The organism is Clostridium sp. KLE 1755 (genome assembly GCF_000466465.2).
GTDB classification, from domain to species: Bacteria; Bacillota; Clostridia; order Lachnospirales; family Lachnospiraceae; genus Eisenbergiella; species Eisenbergiella porci.
Genome location: NZ_KE992717.1, coordinates 129073 through 149378 on the forward strand (window position 1 = coordinate 129073; position 20306 = coordinate 149378).

The following is a 20306-nucleotide window of genomic DNA, read 5'->3' on the forward strand; positions in this document are numbered from 1 at the left end:
CAAATATCCATGCAAGCATGGCTACTTGGCCCGTTGCTCGCGGGAATAAACAACTATAACTTACAGATGCAGATAATTTCTGCAAAATCTATGGACAGGAGGAATTTATAATGGGTCAGCCACTTGTTTTTCCGCATGGGGTCACGGTTTATGATCCTGAAAAATGCTGGAACGGATATACTCTGGTTCCGCTGATTAATGACGGTGTCCTGCTGTTTGATATGAACGGCAACGAAATCCGCCGCTGGAATATGCAGGCCATGCCTGCGAAAATGTTGCCGGGCGGCTATGTGATGGGGCTTTCCGGCTACCGCCACCCGGATTACGGCATGCAGGACGGTGTAAATCTGCTGGAAATCGACTATGACGGCAACATTGTTTGGGAATTTGACCACCTGGAGGAAATTGATGATCCCGGCCGTGATCACCGCTGGATGGCAAGGCAGCATCACGATTACCAGCGGGAGGGCAACCCGGTGGGCTACTATGTACCCGGTATGGATGCCAATCCGCTGGGCGGGAAAACCCTGATTTTATGTCATCAGACCATCCGCAATCCGCTGATTTCCGATAAAAAACTTCTGGATGACATGATGATTGAAGTGGACTGGGAAGGGAATATCCTCTGGAAATGGTCCATCAGCGATCATTTTGAGGAACTGGGTTTTGACGAGGCAGCGAAAAATGTACTCTTCCGCGATCCGAATATGCGCTCCTCGGACGGCGGCGTAGGCGATTATCTGCATGTGAACTGCGCAAGCTATCTTGGGCCAAATAAATGGTACGATCAGGGCGACAGCCGTTTCCATCCGGACAACATTATTTTCGACTGCCGGGAAGCGAACATCCTGGCAATCCTGGACAAAGCCAGCGGAAAGCTGGTTTGGAAAATCGGGCCGGACTTCAATGCCTCACCGGAGCTTCGCAAGCTGGGCTGGATCATCGGCCAGCATCATTTTCACATGATCCCCAAAGGCCTGCCCGGGGAAGGCAACCTGCTGGTATTCGACAACGGCGGTTGGGCCGGCTATGGCATGCCCAATCCCGGTTCTGCCCTCGGCGCGAAAAATGCGCAACGCGATTACAGCCGTGTCCTGGAATTTGATCCGATAACACTGGAAGTGGTGTGGAAGCTCACCCCCAAGGAGCTGGGCCATGCAATCCCCACGGACGCCAGTAAATTCTACAGCCCTTATGTTAGCAGCGTCCAGCGTCTTCCCAACGGGAATACCATGGTTGACGAAGGCTCCGACGGCCGTGTCATCGAAGTGACACCGGCGCATGAGATCGTCTGGGAATGGATTTCCCCTTATTACAGCCACAATACAAAAGGGCCCAAAAGCAACATGATTTACAGGGCCTACCGTTATCCCTACAGCTACGTCCCTATGGAGCCGGAACCACAGGAGATCCCCATCCCCCGCATCGACAACAGCACCTACCGCGTTCCCGGGGCAGGCGCCTTCGGAGCGAAAAAAGTAGTTGATGTTCCCGGCACGCTGCCGTATTATGAAGATGTGGCTCTGTGTGTCGCTACTGACGACGAAGAGGATGTAACAAAACGGGAAAAGGTATTTTCCGTGGATAAGGACTTCTTCCTTCCTGTAACCCATGCAAACTGGGATACGGATGTGTTGAAGGTAAAGGGTATGCCGGTGCTGGTGCTGTTCGGCGCCGAACGCTGCACTCACTGCAAGGCGCTGCACCCTGTCCTTGAGGAGGCCCTGAAAGAAGAATACGCCGGTAAATATGCGGTGCGCTATGTGGATGTGGATGCCAATCCGGATCTGACGCAGGCCTGTCATATCGGCGGAATCCCGGTGGTTGCCGTCTACAGGGACGGCGCTGAGGCCGTCCGTTTCAACGGGGAAAAGGATTACGACGATCTGTGCGATATTCTGGATAAATACGTATAATTATACTGTTTTCATACATCCGCTGTTTCATAAAGCCATAAGAAGGAGCTGCTCATGCAGTTCTTTCTTATGGCCTTTTTTTGAGGTGGACATTATATGCATAACATCAGCTTTTTACAAAATGAGAACCTGCCCTCTTTTGCCCAGTTCTGCATCAGCGACAGCCGATATGAGGATTTGCGTACCCATTTCACAAAAAAAACTTACCGGGCCGGGGAATGTGTACAGTCGGAGGGAGATACCATCACCCACTTCGGCATTGTGGTATCCGGAATACTGAAAGCGGTCAGCTACTCCAGGGACGGCGAGGAGCTGTGCAACGCCTATTTTGAAGAAGAGGATGTTTTCCCGGAATTCCTGTATCTTACAGGCAACCGGCATTATACTTACCTGCTATACGTGGAGAAAAGGGCGGAGGTACTGTGGATTCCCATTTTTCTTCTGGAGGAAATGCTGTCTGCGGATGCCGGACTGGTAAGCGCGCTTTTATGCTATGTCTCCCAGCGGGGGCTGAAAAACCAGCTGTATTTAAACTGCCTGAATTACCAGACCGTCCGGGAGCGCATTGCTTACTGGATCATGGGCGTCCGGAAAATAGAAGCCAGACAGGAGCAGGAGGTTCATATGCCCCGCTCCCAGCGGATTTTCGCCAATATGCTCCATGTCAACCGTTCTTCCCTGAACCAGGAGCTAAAACAGATGGAACGGGAAGGCTATTTCCGGCTGGATAAGGAAAGATTGCTCCATGTGGAGGGGGAACGGCTGAAGGAGCTGCTCTGATCGGGCAGCTATGTCAGGCAATTCCTATTAAAAACGGTCCTCACCTGAAAATACTGCTGACAGGTTCCCCTGGGCGGCCTTCCACTCAGCACTGTTTTTTATAATGTAAGCCATCATGCACCGGAGACAATAATCCACACAGCCAAGTTTTATGACGAAGGTTTTATGGGGAAGTTAACAACAGGGAAGTTAACCTTCCCTTGACACCTGCAGGAAATGGTGTTAGCATAACTTCGGATCAAAGTGCTGTACCATTGCTTTGGCCGGAAAAAAGGACAGATATAAATGTACAGGAAAACAAAAAGGGCTGCGGCCCACAAAAATCCACAAATAAACAGACATGACCGGCGGCAGGCTTCCTGCCGTTTTTTTATTGGAAATTTTACTGTGGTAGAGTGAAAAAGGAGTAATGAAATGCAGAAAAAATGGATGAATGCGGCGGAAAAGCTGGGTATGATTATCTTCGGCAACCTTCTGTACGCACTGGCGGTAACACTTTTTATCATGCCGAACCACCTGATTACAGGAGGCACTACCGGACTGGCGCTGTTCTTTTACCGGACGGCCGGGATTCCCGTCAGCGCCTTTGTATCGGTGTTCAATATCACTATGTTCCTGCTCGGCGCGTGGGTGCTTGGAAAACAGTTTGCACTGACTACGGTGCTCAGTACCGTAATCTATCCTCTCCTTTTAGGGCTGCTGGAGGGCGCCGGCATAACTGGCTTTGTGACTGAGGAACGGCTGGTGGCGGTTCTCTATGCCGGGCTTCTCATCGGCGCCGGAATCGGTGTGGTTATGCGGGCGGGCGCCTCTACGGGAGGGATGGATATTCCAGCGCTGATACTGAAAAAGAAGAAAAATATCAATGTTTCGGCTGTCATTTATCTGTGTGACTGCATTATCCTGGCGCTCCAGATGTCCGCCTCCGACGCAGGATCCATCCTGTACGGTATCCTTTTGATCGCTGTTTACACCCTGGTGCTTGACAAGGTTCTGATGTTGGGCGGGGCCAGAATGCAGGTCAAAATCGTCAGCCGTGAACACGACGCCATCAACCGGCTGCTGGCAGAAAAAATTGACTGCGGAACTTCGCTGCTTCACATGGAAACCGGTTTTCTGCATCAGGAACAGAATATGGTGCTGGCCGTGATCTCAAACCGTGATCTGCCTAAAGTGAACCAGCTGGTTCTGGAGGTGGACCCGGAGGCTTTTATGATTGTCAGCCAAATCAATGAAGTGCGGGGAAGGGGCTTTACCCTGAGCAAGCTCTACCGCAAGGATACCCAGAACAAATAAACAGGGAAATTTCCGGCGCAATGAAATGCCCGTGGATTCAGTAACTTCTGAGGCGCGGTAAAACCGGCCTACTGCATATCGGGATCGTACAAAGAGTTAGCGAACATCCGGCAGTACATCTGCGTCAGAATGATCTGGCTTTCCGGAGAACCGTATCTCTTTGCCAGGATCTGGGAATCAATCCGGTTTATGCCGGTTTTAAGCTGGCCGCCAGATGGCTGTACTCCTCTTCCGCGGTTTGGGGCCATCGCGGTTTATTACATCCTCCTGAGCATGATATGCGGGGTGTTAATCGGCAGAGGCAAAGAGGAACTCGTTTTGCTTCATAGTTCCTCGTTTTTTCTGAAAATCTCATTTTTATCTTCGTCCGTCAACAGCTTTTCCGTGATAAAAGCAATCGCGGCCACCACAAAGATATTCAGTCCAAACCGCACAAAGGTAAAACGCCAGCCAAAAGAGGAAATTTCAAACAACAGCAACGGTATACGGATACTTGAACTGGCGCACAGGAACAGAATCACATTAGAAACCCTGCTTCCCTTTTTGAGTAAAACGCCTGCCACAGGCAAAAGCGCATACAGAGGAACGGCCGTCACCATCCCTGACAGCAACGCGGTAAGCGCCCCTCTGAAGCCGGACCTTACTCCCATGATTTTTACCATGGAATCCCTCTCGATCCAGACGTCCAGCAGTCCGATACAGATAAAAATGGGAGTGAGCATGAACAGGAAGTTCAAAAAGTTTTTGCCGGTGAAACGCAGGACGGAAATTTCTCTCTGCGGCTGCCAAACCAGCATGATTATATTAATGACGGCCACCACGGAGAGCAGCCAATTCTTTTTCAGAAGTTTTTTCATGTCAGCAGCACTCCAATAAGAAAGGCTGCGGCAAAAGAAAATAAAAATGCAAGCGCATTACGAAGCACCGCGGCCTTTTTTCCCAGATATTTGATTTCCATCGGCAGAGTCACAAACCCAACCATGGTGAGCGTGGAAATAAAAACCGCTGTCTGTGTGACCCCTGCACCGTTTTGCAACAGCCTGGCGGCGACAGGGAAGGCCACCAAGACAGGCACCAGCGTTACCGCGCCAAGCAACGCTGCGGTCAGCATACCGCGAAAGCCGCTTTGTGCGCCTATGACGTATTGAATTGTTTCAGGTGAAACTGCCGCCAGCAAAAGCCCTGCCAGAAAAAGAATCGAAATAAATTGCGGCAGCACATTGATAAACATTTTCCAGGCTCTTTTGAGGGATAGCATGGTTTTATTCCTGTCTTTTACATAAGATATAGTAAGCAAAACAGCTGTCACGCCGTACAGGGAATAAGTAAATAAATTGTCCATTTTTATCCTTTTTCTCCCCCAATCGCTTTTTTTAACCGCGGAATCAGGAAGAACGCGAATGTCCCGCCTGTCAAAGCTGTGATAAGCTGCGGAATTGAAAACATATTTGAAATGACCGCCGCCTGTTTTTCCGGCAGGCCTAAAAATACAGGTATGGCAATCCGTACGATTCCCACATACAATACCAGAAATTTGGCAAATGCAGCGGTGAACAGCGCAGCCAGACGGGCTTTGTACTTTTTTCCGCCTATGCTGCGGTTTCCTATGAAATGCCAAAGCACCACAAGCGCTGCATTTCCTGCTGCAATAAACGGAATCAGACTCCAAAGCGGCCCGATCCCGAAAAGCCGTGCAACCACCGGTGAAACTGCCGCGACGCACAGCCCCGATGAAAGGCCGCAGGTCATTACTGAAATGATAAGCACCAGGTTAACGATTGAACCGGTAATCAGGGAATTGTTCAACGGCATCAAAGCCGCCTGCAATACGACCAGCAAAGCGATTAAAACCGCCGTACGCGTAATCCGGAGTATTCTGTTTTTCTGTTCCATATTTTTCACCTTTTCCTTGTTTGTTTGTAATTACTATACTATAATTCAGTCAAATCACCTGTTGCACCTGCAACAAATGAAGAAGAAGGAAGAGGTAAAGCAGTGAATGAATATTTGGAAGATTTAGCGCAGATGAACTTATTTTCCGGTATTGAGCCGGGAGAAATAGCGGAGCTTCTCAACTGCCTTCAGGCAAGGCGGGTCCAATATGCCAGCGGTGAAATGATCCTGGAGGAAGGCAGCCGGGTCCGCAAGTTCGGCATTATTTTATCCGGGCACGCCCATTCCATAAAATGGGACACCTCAGGCCGGGTAATTATACTGACCCTGCTTGAAAAGGGGAGCGAAATCGGTGTACTTCTGGCTGCACAGCCGGAAAAGGAAAGCCCTGTTTCCATACAGGCGCAGGACGATGTTTCCGTGCTGATGATCCCGTATGACCGTGTCCTTGCCCCTTGTATAAAGGCATGTCCAAAGCATGACAGGCTGTTGAGAAATTACATTTCCATCGTCGCCCAAAAGGGACTTGTTCTACATGAGCGTATTGACTGTCTTCTGAAGTCCACAGTCCGCGAAAAAATTATGACCTATCTATTGCGCATATCACATGAACAAAAAAGTACCTCCTTTCAAATTCCGCTCAACCGGAATGCGATGTCCGAATATCTGAATATTGAACGCAGCGCACTTTCCAGGGAGTTGTCTAATATGAAACGAGATGGACTGATCGATTATCATCTGAACAATTTCAGGCTGAAATACAATAATTAATTTTTATAATTGTTCTTGTAAATAATTTTAAATTAAACTATTCTGGTTTCAGGAGGGTAAAAGGATGGATGATTTATGGTATCAGATGATATTTAAAAGAAAGTCGTTTCATATTTTTAAGGACAGACAGACCATATCGGATATAGAGTTAAGAAATATCGAAGAAAATATTAAAAATTTTAAGTCATTGGATGAAGGTATAAAAACAGCTTTCCAGATTGTGCCCGCAGAGGAAACGTCCTGTAAGCGTGGAGAGGAGTATTGTATCCTGCTTTACAGTGAAAAGAAAGGGGATTATCTCCGCAATATCGGTTATATCGGGGAGCAGCTTGATTTATACCTGGCCTCTCTTAACATCGGCGCCCTGTGGTTTGGGATCGGCAAAGCAGATGCCGGGAATTACAACGGGCTGGATTTTGTTATTATGATAGCAATTGCCAGAGTGGAGGAAAGCAAATTCCGGAAGGATATGTTTAAGAGCAAAAGGAAACCCCTGGAACAGATATGGAAAGGAAACTGCTATCAGGAGATTGGTAATATTGTAAGATTTGCGCCCAGCGCCTGCAATACGCAGCCCTGGAAGGTTGTGGCAGAGGAAAACAAACTGACCGTATACCGTTATAAGCAGCCGGGAAAGCGGGGAATTATGCCTGCCGCCAAGGTGGCGTATTATAACAGGATTGATATGGGGATTTTCCTGTTGTTTCTTGAACTATGCCTGGCGCATGAGGGGCTCAGATTTGAAAGGGCTCTTTTTGCTGATGCAGATGATGACAGTGCGGAAATGACGTTGGCTGCGGTATATCTTATAGGATGACAGAGATATTAGCCGCCTGCGAAATGCAATTAATTGCAGTCATTGAACAGACATACCAATACAGGAAAAGGATGAAATATATTGCGGAAACCAATTCTTTCATAGAGAAAGATAACGACAGTCTTGTTTTTCCCGAAAAGTGAAACAATCCTATGGCTGGATAAAAGAATCCACCACACAAGCGGGCGGAAGAAATTATTGAGGGCCTTATTGTGACCAGGGTAAATGCGCAAAACATCAATAATCATACTTAAAGACCAAAATATCAGGGAAGCAGCTTGGTTTCTGCTTCCCTGATACTTTTTACTATTCTGCTTTTACAATTATTTCATCATACTGCTTCTTCAGTTCCGGATAGTTCTGATTGCCAAACTCCTCCAGCCTGTCCATACCAATCTGCTCCGCCTGCTGAACCATTTCCCGGAATGCTTCTTCACAGGCCTCTTCGGTTTCCGCCATAAAAATATTGGTCTGCTGATTCTTTACCATCTCATCCAGCTTGGCATTGATATTTGCCTCATCGGAATCTGTTACAAACCGGATCATTCCGATAACGGGATTCCTCTTGACATATGCAGTCAGATTTTTTCTGTCCTGCGCTGTCTGTGATTCGGAGTTTGCTTCCGCAATACTGGTTACAATCGCATTGTGTACCAGCCATCCCCAGTATTTCAGACCTCTGGGCTGAAGAACCGTGTTGTCCCCCTGAAAATCATATGTAAAATCAGGATAACCTTCACTGTCAACAGTATAGTCTTCCCCTTCAATTCCCCACATTAACAGCTTCATTCCTTCTTCGCCATAGGCATAGGCCAATAATTTATATGCAGCCTCCACATCCTTGCAGGAACGAGTGATATAAAGACCACGGCCGCCACAGCCGGTATCATAGGCCACACAATCATCACTCAGTTCCGAGGTAACCAGAGAAAATGTAAAATCATCTCCGTTGGCGGCAATTGCCGTATTGTAATTATCTGCATGGTTATCATATCCAAAATTAGCAAATACCTTACCGCCTACACAGATTTCCTTTGTTTCGTCTTCGGACTGATATGCAAAATTTTCCGCACTCAAATAACCTTTTCTGTACCACTCATTTACCTTTTTATAAAAGTCCAGCAGCTTATCCTGACGAAGCCACCATTTCAGGCTGCCGTCCTCCGCTTCATAGAAGCCGCCGTTTTTTACTCCCATCTGCTGCATCAACCAGTTAAATTTATGTGCGCAGTTAAAAGAGCATACCGTATAATCGGGATAAGACTGCGCCACCTTTTCAAACGCTGCATCCAAATCGTCCAGTGTCTTGAATTCCAGTCCCAGTTCTTCTGCAATATCCGTCCTGTACATGAAACCAGGGCCTTCCGTCAAAATTTTATCATATTCCGAATAAGCGCCGCTGGGGGAAAAACCACATCCAATGGTATAATAATGGTCATCAGCCGCCTTATTTACAAACTGATATACCGGATCTACTTCAAATGCAACCTCAGGATAAGTTTCATGAAGCTCATCCAAAGGATAGCATACCTGGGAATCCGCAAGATACTGATACCGGCCGGAGCAGATAATGTCAGGCATATCCCCGGAAGCCACCATTAATGACAGCTGATTGTTATCTGCCGCCCTGGTTACTTCAATATTTACCCCCAGTCTCTTTTCAAATTCTTCAGGCACCGCACCTTCCCACTTATCATAAGGCCACCATGTTTCGTCCACAAATAAGGTTAATGTGGGAACATCTCCGGCATCCGCACGGCCATCCGTCTCCTGAACCGATGCTTCGGTCGCTGTGGTTTCCTTCCCTCCCCCCGTGGTACTCACCTCGTTTTGCGTCTCCTGTGAACCGCCGCATGCCGCCAAAGACATTGTCATGGCAGCAGTCAGCAGAACTGCTAATACTTTTTTACATTTCATACACTCATCCTCCTGCTACAATATATTTATGGTTAATTTTCCTGACACCCGGTCAGGATGCTACCCATCTTGTTTTACGGAGTAAAATACAAACTCTGTCTGCGCAGAGAATTTTCCTCCATGAAATTTCAAAAACTAACCAGTCTATTCCTTGACCGCCCCAATCATCATACCCTGTACAAAATATTTCTGTAAAAACGGATATACACACATGATGGGAATCATTGATACTGCCATAGCCGTGGCCTGTACGGTAAATGACGTAGCTGTATTCGCCTGTGACATCTGTCCGGCCACATCTGCATTGGCCGCTGTTGCCAGCGTCTGGTTAATTGTGGTCATCATTTTAAAGGAAAGTGTCTGCAGACTTGCATCCCTCACATAGTACGCCGAGTCCAGCCAGCTGTTCCACTGGCCCACTGCGGCGAACAAAGCCAGCGTAGCCAGAAAGGGTTTGGAAACGGGGAGCACGATCTTCGTAAGCACCTTAATTTCCCTTGCCCCGTCAATCTTGGCCGCCTCAATCATAGATTCCGGAATGGATGCGAAAAAATTAATACCTGTCATGACAAAAAAAGTATTCACCATCCCGGGAACCACATATACCCAAAAGGTATTCAGAAGCCCCAGACTTCTGAGCAGCACATAATAAGGAATCAGTCCGCCGGAAAAATACATGGTGAATATGACAAGGAACCTGTACCCCTTTTTAAACATCAGATTATTTCTCGACAGCGCATAGCTGAACATACTGGTAAAGCCCGTACATAATACAGTTCCCACTACCGTCCTCGCCACGGAAATAAAAAAAGCATGCCTCCATCCTTCATCTCCGATAAACAGTTCATAATTGGACAGCGTAAATTTTCTGGGCCACAGGTAAACGCCGCCTTTCATTAAATCAAGCCCGTCATTAAAGGAGCATATGATTGTGTAATAAAAAGGATATAATGTAACAATCCCGATAAAAGCAAGAAGTATGTATACTATCACATTTACCACTTTATCTTCATTTATTTTGCCCTTCATACTCCCACCTCCTAAAACAGGCCTTCACCTGATACTTTTTTGGCTACCTGATTGCTGATGATCACCAGGATAATTGAAATAAGTGACTGTATCAGATCTACTGCTGTTGCATAAGAGAAGCGTCCCTGCGCCATTCCCATTTTAAAGGCATAGGTCTGGATAATTTCAGAGGCAGCGTTATTCACCGTATTCCCCATCAAAAATGACTGTTCAAAGTTGGATCCCACCATACCGCCTCCCAGGAAGCTTCCAATGGATAAAATCAGGACGGTGACAATCGCCCCCTTTATTCCCGGCAGGGTAATATGCCAAATCCGTTTCAGCCTTCCGGCCCCGTCAATGCTGGCAGCTTCATAAAGCGTACTGTCAATTCCCGAAATAGCCGCCAGAAAAATGATTGCCCACCAGCCGGAGCTTTTCCAGATTGAAAGAACCACCGTCATTCCCCAGAAATAATCCGGGTCCGTAAGAAGGGGAATCCCTTTGGATATGATACCTGCATTTACCAGAAGCTGGTTCAGGACTCCATTATTCTGCGCAAACAGGGCACTGCTGATACCATATACAAGCACCCAGGATATAAAATTGGGCAGGTAGCTTACCGTCTGCACCGTTTTCTTAAAGAATTTATTATGACATTCAGATATCAAAATTGCCAGAATTATCGGAACCGGAAATGCAAACACCATCTTCAGCGTACTGATTGCTATGGTATTCCTCAGAAGCTCTCCAAAACGGTAATCTGTAAAGAATTCCTTAAAATATTTCAATCCCACCCATTCGCTGGTAAATATCCCTCCGACCCCCGAGGTCAGCTTATACGACTTGAACGCCAGAATGATCCCGAACATGGGTATTACTGAAAAAACCAGCAAATACAAGACTCCGGCCAGCGCAAATACCTGCAGCTCTATCTGTCTGCCGAAACGCTTCACGGCCCTTTTCACCGTTCGTCCCTTATTCATCTCTGCCTGTCTCCTCCCTTTTTCTTTATTGTTTTTCTTTTATTTCATGGGTGTATTGTATCACTGCATCCTTTTCATGCATATCGTATGTTTTTTAGCCAAAAACTTACATTTCTTTATACACAATAACTTTTATAAATAAAATTTATATTTAACTGAAAGATTTTTGGTTTTTATTACAAATAGAGCTTTTTAGGAGAACAAAAACAAAAATCGTACACAAACCCAAAAAATTTACATACCTGATTTTATCTGTATGTATTGTTTTTTATAATAATTTTTTAGATAATGATTAGAGAACCCGCAAAAAAAGGAGGACTATTTTGTTTCCAAATATTACCAGGCTTCAGAACCGTTTTATCATATGTTATCTTCTGGCTGTTTTTATACCCATTATGCTATTAAGCAGTATGATTTATTCTTATCACAGCCATCAAAGGACAAGGGACTATATCACCGGTAAAAAGAACTCTTTAATCATCGAACAGAACTATCTGGAAAGCCAACTGAACAGTTCTTCCAACTACTTTAATCAACTAAAGTCTAATTATGAACTTCAGTCTTTGCTAAAGGGTATCTATGCTTCCGAAAGGGAAATTGTCTATGTTTATAACAGCCAGCTCTATTCCCTGATCAGCAGTATTTTTTTATATGATTCCAATATCAGCGGCATCACCCTATACACACAGAATACCAATGCCGCAAATATCCTGAATTATTTTGAACCGATGTCAGCCTGTCCTGTGTATGAAGATTTCCAGGCGGAACTGATTGACGGTTTCTGGAAAGCAGAGGAAGAAAAGGACGGCGCCGGCTTTTCCTTTTATATTGGCTTTTCCAATCCGCCGTCGGCGGCCTTTCCCGGTATTGTAAAGCTGAGTTACAACCATAATATTTTCAGCTCCTGCGAAGCGGACAGCCCGGAGTCTTCCGTTTACGTATTCCTGAACGGCCGCCCCATCTACCGGAGCAATGACGCGCCGGAAGCATCTGCGTGCCTGGAAGCCCATGAGCAGCAGCTCCTTGCCCAGACGCAGGCCGATGCCCCTCAGGTCATCCTGGACGGGAAAAGCCGCAGCATCATCAGCGCGATTTCTTTGGATAACGGCATTTTCCACGTAATAAGGGTGACGCCGGAAACAGGAAATATTTTTTCCTATCAGCCGTTTTTGCTCAGCCTGGCCATATCGGTTCTGATTCTTGGCAGCGCCAGCATTATTATCTTCTGCCTCATATTCAAACCGCTGAAAAACATTGTAAGGCTTTCCGAACATATGAACCGTCAGAACAGCCACACCCTTTCCCTTTATCCCGGGAAAATTTCCAGGGATGAAACCGGGGATCTGATTCTTTCCTTCAACCGGATGTCCGAGAGGATCAATGAGCTGTCCGAAAGCCTGCTGAATAATGAAATACAGTTGAAAAATGCACAGATAGAGGCCCTGCAGAACCAGCTCAATCCCCACTTCTTTTATGGCACGCTGGAAAGCATCCGCATGATAGCGGAAGCCAATCATCAGGAGCTGATATCCGATATCGCATATTCCTTCGGCAACCTGATGCGTTATTCCCTTTCCAGGGAGTATCTGGTCCCGGTGTCCAGGGAAATAGAAATGACGCGGCAGTATGTTTCCATCCAGGAAAAAAGGCTGGTAAACCGTTTCGAAATCAGCTGGGATATCTGCGAACTGGACGACAAATGGCGCTGTCCCAAATTTGCCCTTTTTAATATGGTGGAAAATGTATTTTCCCATAATGTGAGCAAATGCAGAAGCTTTATTCAGGCGGCCGTAATCCTGAAAAAAGACGGGGATGATCTTATCATCACAGTCAAAAATACCGGCCCCGGCATCCCTCCGGAAAGGCTCGCCCATCTTCGCTACCTGCTGGAGCATCCCAGGGAACGGGATACCATGACGAGTGAAAATAACGGCCGCGGTATTTTTAATATCAACGACCGTCTCAGGCTGTTTTACGGCGGGGACTACCGGCTGGACATTGACAGCGAGGAAAATGTCCTTACGGTATGCAGCGTGCGGATCTGTAAACATTATAATGGTTTTTAGGAAAATTCAGGCGCGGCACCTGCGCGCGGACAGGAGCGGAAATGCTGAAGCTATTGCTGGTTGATGATGAATATATTGTTTTAAAAGGTCTGGAAATCGTTCTGCGTGATCAGAAAGAGGTGTCACTTGAAATCAGAACCGCAATCGATGCGGTGGACGCCTATGAAAAGGCGGAGGGCTGGACGCCGGATGTTATTATCGCGGATATTAATATGCCCGAGATTGACGGTCTTACCATGCTGGAACGTCTTTCTGTTACGATTCCTTTATGCAGGTTTATCATCGTCAGCGGATATGAGGAAAATGAATATCTGAAACGTGCGCTGAAGCTTCATGTGGATGATTATCTTCTGAAGCCGGTGGATAAGCTTTATTTAATCCGGCGTCTCAAGCAAATAGACGAGGAAAAAAAGGCCCGCATTAAAAATACTCTGATGAAGTGCAGGCTGATGCTGTTTCGGGGTCATTTTTTCCATGATTCCGAATTTTCCGGACAGGAAACAGAGGAATTTCTCTATCTTCCTTATTTTTCACTGTTTGTTGCAGGGCTATCCCCTTCCGGGGCCAGGGAAGCTAAGAGCCGCCTGGCCGGCTATTTTGAACAGATATTCGTTTTTTCCCAGAATAACTGGAGTATCTTCCTCCTTAATTATTCCGTGAAGCTGCAGACGGAGGATATCCGGGCGATCCTGGCCCATGTGCTGGACGGCAGCATCTCCGGCATTGCCGATACAAAGCAGAATGGGGAAAAGCAGGCATTTCTTGAACAGATTGCCTTACATTATCAGAATGCGTTGTGCGATATGCTTTTGTCAATTCTTCCGGTATCCGAGGCTGCGAAGGCGCGCGCGGCGGAAAGAATTGCAGCGCATACCCTCGCCAGTGCCGTCAGGGTCATCACCTTTGAATTAAGCGCGGCGGCCTATGTAAATGAAATTTATGCTGCGGCAGAAGCTCCGGAAGATAATTTCCTGATGGTATTTACGGAAACCCTGTCCGCCTATATCATGATTGCCGATATCAATTTACCCGCCGCCTCCATACAGAAGCTTTACCAGACGCATGTAAAAGCGGTTGTCAACGAAAGGACGCTTGCCGCCTTTCTGGAAAAATCCCAGAACCTGGGGAACGATCTCCTCACTCCTGCGGAACAGGAGGCCTATTCCTCCAAAGTGGATGCTGCAAGAACCTATATTGCTGAACATTATCAGGAGGATATCGCCCTGGAACAGGTTGCTGAATTTGTATCCGTGAATCCCAGCTATCTGAGCTATATTTTCAAAAAAGAGACCGGGATCACCTTTCTTCAGTATCTGACAAACGTACGTATGCAGAAAGCCTGTCAGCTGATGACTGCGGATCCTGGCCTCTCTTTGGAGGAAATCGCCATAAGATGCGGTTATCATTCTGCCTCTTATTTTCATAAAATATTCCGCGGGAAATTCGGCGTAAGTCCGCGGCAGTGGCTGCAAAATTCGGGGAATTCCCCTCTACTCCTTGATTGATCCTACAAGCAGACCCTTTACAAAAAATTTCTGTGCAAAAGGATACAGCACGATCATAGGAATTGCAGAGATTACCATGGCGGCCAGTTCAATTGTTTTAGCATTGACAGTGCCGCTTCCGTTTTTCATGGCGGCCAGCTGATTCATTGCTGCCGCACCGCTTGCCGCTGCGGAACTTTGAAGCTGCTCTGCGGCATTGTAGCTTCTGACCAGCTTCAGTATATAATATTGCAGTGTCTGCAAATCCTGGCTATTGGTATAATACAAAGACGTGGTATAGTCATTCCAGATACCTACTGCGCTGAATACACACATAGCGGCCAGCACCGGTTTGGACAGAGGAATGACAATGCGGGTAAAAATATTGATTTCCCCGGCGCCATCCAGTTTTGCTGATTCAAAAAGCGATGCGGGCAAAGCCTTAAAATTGGTATTATAAATAATAACATTGTAAAAACCGCCGAACAAAGACGGCAGGATATAAATCCAGAAACTATTGTATAGTCCAAGGCCGTTTATCAGCAGGAAAAATGGAATAATTCCTCCGCTGAAATACATGCTGACAAATCCGATTACGGTATAAAATTTCTTTCCTCTTAAATACGGACGGGACCATGCATAAGCAAACATGGACGTGATCAACAGGGAAAAAAAGGTAACCACTATCGTTCGGACCACTGTCACCAGAAATGCTCTCCACAGCGCGCTGTCGCCGAATACCGTCTTCCAGCTGTCCGCAGTGGGATCCGCGGGCCACATCATGGAAAAACCTCTGAGTATTGCTTCGCTACTGTTGAATGAATTAATCACCGCATAATAAATAGGATAAAGGGCAAGGATCATCAGGATTATCATGAGCAATCCGTTCAGTGCCGAAAAAATCATATCGCCTGCTTTTTTGTGATATCTCATAATACGCCCCTCCTAAAATAGCCCTGTGTCCGTCAATTTGTTGGAAGCAAAATTCGCAAGGACAAGCAGGATTACCGCCAGTACGGATTTCATCAGTGAAACGGCCGTACCCACACCAAACTGAAATTGCTGCAGGCCGATTTCATAAACATAGGTATCAATAACCTGGCTGGCAGACTGGTTCAATACATTCTGGAATACATAAATCTGTGTAAAGTTATTGTTCAGCATACCTGCAATCGCAAAAATAAGCATAATCATAATGGTAGGCATAATCCCCGGAACCGTTACATACCTCATCTTCTGCCACCTTCCGGCCCCGTCAATGGTAGCCGCTTCATAAAGTCCCGTATCAATGCCTGCAATCGCGGCAAGATACAGAATTGCGCCCCAACCCAAGTCCTTTATCAGTGCCGTAACAATTGCAATTGCCCAGAAATACTGTGGCTCTGCCAGGAAAATAATCGGCTTCTCAATAATTTTCAGTCCCATTAAAATAAGATTTACAATTCCTCCGTTGGGAGAAAGAATGTTGATGCACAAACCGCCGAATACTACCCAGCTTAAGAAATGCGGCATATAGGTTACTGTCTGAACAAGGGATTTCATTTTTACGCTGCGGATCTCGTTGAGCAGCAGAGCAAATCCTATGGTGACCAAAATACTAATTGTCTGGCCAATCAGGTTAATCCCCAACGTATTCTTAATCATCGGAAGAAACTGAGAACTTCTGAATACCTGAGTAAAATTCTTGAAATTATTCCACTGGCTTGTAAAAATACCTGTAAACCCCATGGAAGCTTTAAAACTTTTAAAAGCAATAAGTAAACCAAATAAGGGGATAATGCTGAACAGCAGGATACATATGGTACCGGGCAGAAGCATTGCATGCAGCTCCGCCTGCGTGCGGAAATCCCTTCCAATGGCAGCCGCTTTTTTTACACGTTTTTCTTTGGCCATTTTTTATCCTTTCCCTGGTATACCACCAGTTAAGGCCCGGAAAAGGCAGTGTCCGGCGCATATTTAAAAATTCATTCCGGCAATTTTCAAATATGCCCATGTTCCCACTGCCTTTTCATTACAAGTATGCAGCCCGGACCTGTTTTAGTTTACAGCTTTCAGTACAACTCCAAGCTCCTTATAATTAGCCTGCACTGCTTCATCAATATATGCCTCCAGCTCTCCAAGCCCCAGCTTATCAAGCTGATCCGTCAGTTCCTGCATACGGGCATTGAAATCTTCCTCATCCACCGCATGAAGTATGATATCTGCCAGCTGTCTTGTTACATAATTTTTGATTTCCACCGTAATGGTATTCATCTCTTCGTTGCCTTCAATATATGCGCCGGGAAGCGAAAGGGCCTGGCTATCATATACGTATGTAGCCGGATTTTTGCCGTATGCACACTGTGGAACAATTCCTCCGTCATTGGAAGGATCCATGATGCTCTGGTCGAAATTTTGATTACAGAATGCCCAGAAAGCACCCACGCCGGTGACATTCGCATTTGAAGACTTTTCTGTTCCTTCTTCCGTACGAACGATCAGATTATCCTCATTATAGGTCCAATCTATCTCCGGCTCACCATAATTCCACAGAATTAATCCTTCCTTACTGGACATAAAATCAATAAATCTTGCTACTGCTTCCGGATTCTTTGTATCTTTGGATACAAAGTTTTGCAGCCAACCAGTGGTTACTTTCTGGTTAATTCCCAATACAGGCGTTTCTCCACCGTCAGAAAGGATAACTCCGGGCGTAAACCATTCTCCTTCAAATGCGAAACCTGTACTTGCCGTATTACCGATAAAACAGAAAACTCTGCCGCTTCTGCATTCAGCCTCAATTGCCGCATCATCCATAGTAAACTGATTGGCGTCCACATAGCCCTGTTTTGCGCAGGTGTTTAAAAACTTCATTGCATGTCTGAAGCCCTCCGTCCTGTAAAGAGACTGATAAGTACCATTTTCATCTACAGGCATGGCTCCGAAAAAGTTTGCAAGAGTAGCCACACAATTTCCGCACTGCCAACCCGTACCATTATATGCTTTACCGTTTGCAAGCAGGATGGTTACCTTGCCGCCGTTTACTTCCAGACCGGCATTCTTTACTTTCTCAAATGCTTCCAGCAAGCCGGATTCCGTAGATACATCTTCTTCTGTAATTCCAAGCTCATCCATGATGGTTTTATTGAAAATAACACCGCCGTTATTCCGATAATCCGTGCTTTCCCACAGCTCCCTGGTTGCATCCGGCAATCCCCATTTCTCCCTGTTTTCTGCGGACAAAATATGGCTCGGGAAGGAATACCAATCCCCGTCGCGTAAAATCAGCTGCTCCTTGATATCTTCAGGGAATGACTCGTTTGAATCGTTAATAATATGGGAATCCGGAAGATAAGTCTCAAAAAACTCCTGAAGGGGCCATACCAAATCAGCATCTATCATATCTTTTATTAAGGTAGAATTTGTAGTCGTGATAATATCCGGAAGCTGTCCGCTTGCGATCAGCAGGTTCAGCTTTGTATCCGCGTCCTCAGCAGGGATATCCGCAGATATGGTTACCCCGGTTTTCTCAGTTATCTGGCCCATAACGTACTGATTCGTATCCCAGGTCTGGGGAACCACGCCCGCAGACATAAACCATTCCAGATTTACCGTCTCTCCATTATTCTGCCAGGTTCCGGCATCGGCCTGTACGGCTTCTCCGTTTGATGCCTGTTCCTGCTGGCTTGTGGGAGTATTCTCCGATGCATTGTTTACGGCCGTCTCATCGGCTCCGCCGCATGCCATAAGACCTGCTGCCAGGCATATTGCGCTGATAACTGCGATTAACTTTTCTCTTTTCATAACTGCCTCCTTTTAAACAGGCTGAATCATTGTCATTTTTGTCCCATATTGTAAAGCTTTACCGCTCTGTTCACTTTTAAAATAACGGCATCCATTCCATTTCTTTTATATTCCGCTACACGTTCCTGCCACATATCCTGTACTGGCTCGCTGCCCGTCATGATATCCATCAGATCCTTCGTCACCTCAATTTCGAAAGCATCTCCTGATTCCAGATACAGTTGCCTGCATAAAGGTTCAGATGGAAGCTCCTGCGCCTGTCTGCCCTGTTTTAGCCTGGCCGCATCACAGACGGCCATATCATTCTCATTGGTAATGAAACGGTCTTCTCCGGCTTCTTTCATTAATCGGTCCAAAAGTTTGAGTATGCGTTCCATTTTTTCATCAGACACGCTGCTGCTGATATACAGTTCATTCCAGCAAATTTCCTGCGGGAGATTATATATTCTCCCATCCATAGAAGGCATGGCTTTCAGCGCCTTTACATCCTGTGAAAATTCGCCTCCGTTTATTTCCTTCCATGTACCTGCCAGCCGCTCTGCAGCCTCCTGATAACTTCCTTCAACGCAAAGAGCCGCCGCCTTACCGTGAAGGAAACTGTCCACAGCCTGACTTTCTGAAAGAAAGGCCGCGTCCTGCGCAATGCTGCCCTCCTCATACATCAGGCGGGCCAGGCTGAATACTGGAAGCATATCTGCGCCGGGAGTCTCTCCCTTAAAGTAAGCGGGCATATAATCTGACGGACCGGTTTGGATCCACAAAAAGCCCACACCTTCCACAGCTGCCAGCGGATTATAATAAGGCAGGAAAAGTCTTGTAAAAAGCTCCCTGGATTCTGCCACCATTCCCCTTATCTGCGTTTCCTGGCTGTCCGCTTCACAGATATATTTTATCATCCTGCGGAATTCCTGCCATTCCTCCGGTTCTTCGGATATCCCGGCACGTACGGCAAGGTCGCTGCGATATAAAACAGTCTGCTCCAGCTGCATCTTCTCCGGCGGAAAATAACTTTCCAGCGGAATACAATACAGAGCATCCTCTATCCTGCAGGATTGCACATCCTCCTTCTGAAACCAGGCGGCAAGCGCAGGATAGCGTGACAGATCCTCCGGGATTTCATGGAGAAGGCCTTCCTTAGCCCATTGCCAAAACTGCGGTTTCAGCCGGTATTTTCCTGCAAAAACATCCGGAAAAGTATTCGTCTGCGCCCATATCCGGCATTTACTGTCGTAGTTTTCCGCCGTCATATCCACAGGCACCAGCCGGATGTTCAGCTCATTCTCCAGCTGCCTGACTTTTTCTCCATTCTGCTCCAGCAGAATGCCGATATCCCAATAGGCCACTGAAATCTCCAGCACTTCTTCACTGTCAGTTTTCCCCGGCAGGGCCTCCTGCTCACTTCCGGGAGCGCAGCCGGCAAACAATACCATAGCCGCACATAAAAGAACGGGAATTTTATGTAATTTCATTTTAAGTCTCCTGCAATTGCAATAGTTACCGAACGGCTTTGACTGTACTCATTATATAGCCCGTGAAAAGAAATGAAAATATATTTAAATTACCCCTTTTTTCCAAAAACCTAAATTTCT

17 protein-coding genes are annotated in these 20306 nt (G+C 46.5%); 7 read left to right on the top strand and 10 right to left on the bottom strand.

The genetic code is table 11. The features are described from left to right. Window positions 1-110: 110 nt before the first annotated feature. The 3 genes from HMPREF1548_RS15095 to HMPREF1548_RS15105 all read left to right on the top strand — a co-directional run bounded on the left by HMPREF1548_RS15095 (window position 111) and on the right by HMPREF1548_RS15105 (window position 3992). Complete coding sequence (locus tag HMPREF1548_RS15095; protein ID WP_021637139.1) at window positions 111-1916, top strand: aryl-sulfate sulfotransferase; 1806 nt, start codon at window positions 111-113, stop codon at window positions 1914-1916. 96 nt (window positions 1917-2012) lie between these two features. After that, entirely contained in the window at window positions 2013-2696 is a 684-nt protein-coding gene (locus tag HMPREF1548_RS15100) for a Crp/Fnr family transcriptional regulator (RefSeq protein WP_021637140.1), read from the top strand. Window positions 2697-3110: 414 nt separating this feature from the next. Next, window positions 3111-3992 carry a YitT family protein gene (locus HMPREF1548_RS15105; RefSeq protein WP_021637142.1) on the top strand — a complete coding sequence of 294 codons (882 nt, stop codon included), beginning with the start codon at window positions 3111-3113 and terminating at the stop codon, window positions 3990-3992. Window positions 3993-4315: 323 nt separating this feature from the next. Here HMPREF1548_RS15105 and HMPREF1548_RS15115 read toward each other — a convergent pair whose 3' ends face one another. From HMPREF1548_RS15115 to HMPREF1548_RS15125, 3 genes are read right to left on the bottom strand one after another with little or no spacing between them, the layout of a single operon-like run. Continuing rightward, a complete protein-coding gene (locus tag HMPREF1548_RS15115; protein WP_021637144.1) occupies window positions 4316-4849 on the bottom strand; it encodes a permease in 534 nt (177 codons plus the stop codon). Next, window positions 4846-5334 (bottom strand): hypothetical protein, encoded by a 489-nt coding sequence (locus tag HMPREF1548_RS15120; RefSeq protein ID WP_021637145.1) that lies wholly within the window; start codon window positions 5332-5334, stop codon window positions 4846-4848. The genes HMPREF1548_RS15115 and HMPREF1548_RS15120 overlap by 4 nt, the downstream gene beginning before the upstream one ends. A 2-nt stretch (window positions 5335-5336) precedes the next feature. Then, a complete protein-coding gene (locus HMPREF1548_RS15125) occupies window positions 5337-5885 on the bottom strand; it encodes an ECF transporter S component (RefSeq protein WP_021637146.1) in 549 nt (182 codons plus the stop codon). 102 nt (window positions 5886-5987) lie between these two features. Between HMPREF1548_RS15125 and HMPREF1548_RS15130 the strand changes: the two genes are divergently transcribed. Further along, window positions 5988-6656, top strand: coding sequence for a Crp/Fnr family transcriptional regulator (locus tag HMPREF1548_RS15130; protein ID WP_021637147.1), 669 nt, complete (start codon window positions 5988-5990; stop codon window positions 6654-6656). 64 nt (window positions 6657-6720) lie between these two features. Next, window positions 6721-7473, top strand: a complete 753-nt coding sequence (locus HMPREF1548_RS15135; protein WP_021637148.1) for a nitroreductase family protein — start codon at window positions 6721-6723, stop codon at window positions 7471-7473. A gap of 306 nt (window positions 7474-7779) precedes the next feature. Here HMPREF1548_RS15135 and HMPREF1548_RS15140 read toward each other — a convergent pair whose 3' ends face one another. From HMPREF1548_RS15140 to HMPREF1548_RS15150, 3 genes are all read right to left on the bottom strand, one after another. After that, window positions 7780-9390 carry an extracellular solute-binding protein gene (locus HMPREF1548_RS15140; protein WP_021637150.1) on the bottom strand — a complete coding sequence of 537 codons (1611 nt, stop codon included), beginning with the start codon at window positions 9388-9390 and terminating at the stop codon, window positions 7780-7782. A gap of 144 nt (window positions 9391-9534) precedes the next feature. Next, a complete protein-coding gene (locus HMPREF1548_RS15145) occupies window positions 9535-10419 on the bottom strand; it encodes a carbohydrate ABC transporter permease (protein ID WP_021637151.1) in 885 nt (294 codons plus the stop codon). An 11-nt stretch (window positions 10420-10430) separates the two neighbouring features. Next, window positions 10431-11384, bottom strand: a complete 954-nt coding sequence (locus tag HMPREF1548_RS15150; protein ID WP_021637152.1) for an ABC transporter permease — start codon at window positions 11382-11384, stop codon at window positions 10431-10433. Window positions 11385-11707: 323 nt separating this feature from the next. Here HMPREF1548_RS15150 and HMPREF1548_RS15155 point away from each other — a divergent pair, with 323 nt between their 5' ends. Continuing rightward, window positions 11708-13450 (top strand): sensor histidine kinase, encoded by a 1743-nt coding sequence (locus HMPREF1548_RS15155; protein ID WP_021637153.1) that lies wholly within the window; start codon window positions 11708-11710, stop codon window positions 13448-13450. A 41-nt stretch (window positions 13451-13491) separates the two neighbouring features. Continuing rightward, a complete protein-coding gene (locus HMPREF1548_RS15160; protein WP_021637154.1) occupies window positions 13492-14955 on the top strand; it encodes a response regulator transcription factor in 1464 nt (487 codons plus the stop codon). On the opposite strand, the gene HMPREF1548_RS15165 is transcribed toward HMPREF1548_RS15160, so the two are convergent. The 4 genes from HMPREF1548_RS15165 to HMPREF1548_RS15180 all read right to left on the bottom strand — a co-directional run bounded on the left by HMPREF1548_RS15165 (window position 14941) and on the right by HMPREF1548_RS15180 (window position 20186). Further along, the gene (locus HMPREF1548_RS15165; RefSeq protein ID WP_021637155.1) at window positions 14941-15867 is read right to left on the bottom strand and encodes a carbohydrate ABC transporter permease; all 927 of its coding nucleotides are present in this window, start codon (window positions 15865-15867) and stop codon (window positions 14941-14943) included. The genes HMPREF1548_RS15160 and HMPREF1548_RS15165 overlap by 15 nt on opposite strands. A gap of 12 nt (window positions 15868-15879) precedes the next feature. After that, window positions 15880-16827 (bottom strand): ABC transporter permease, encoded by a 948-nt coding sequence (locus HMPREF1548_RS15170; protein WP_021637156.1) that lies wholly within the window; start codon window positions 16825-16827, stop codon window positions 15880-15882. Between the two features lie 144 nt (window positions 16828-16971). Beyond that, window positions 16972-18717 (bottom strand): type 2 periplasmic-binding domain-containing protein, encoded by a 1746-nt coding sequence (locus HMPREF1548_RS15175; RefSeq protein WP_021637157.1) that lies wholly within the window; start codon window positions 18715-18717, stop codon window positions 16972-16974. A 32-nt stretch (window positions 18718-18749) separates the two neighbouring features. Beyond that, entirely contained in the window at window positions 18750-20186 is a 1437-nt protein-coding gene (locus HMPREF1548_RS15180; protein ID WP_021637158.1) for a type 2 periplasmic-binding domain-containing protein, read from the bottom strand. Between the last annotated feature and the right edge of the window lie 120 nt (window positions 20187-20306).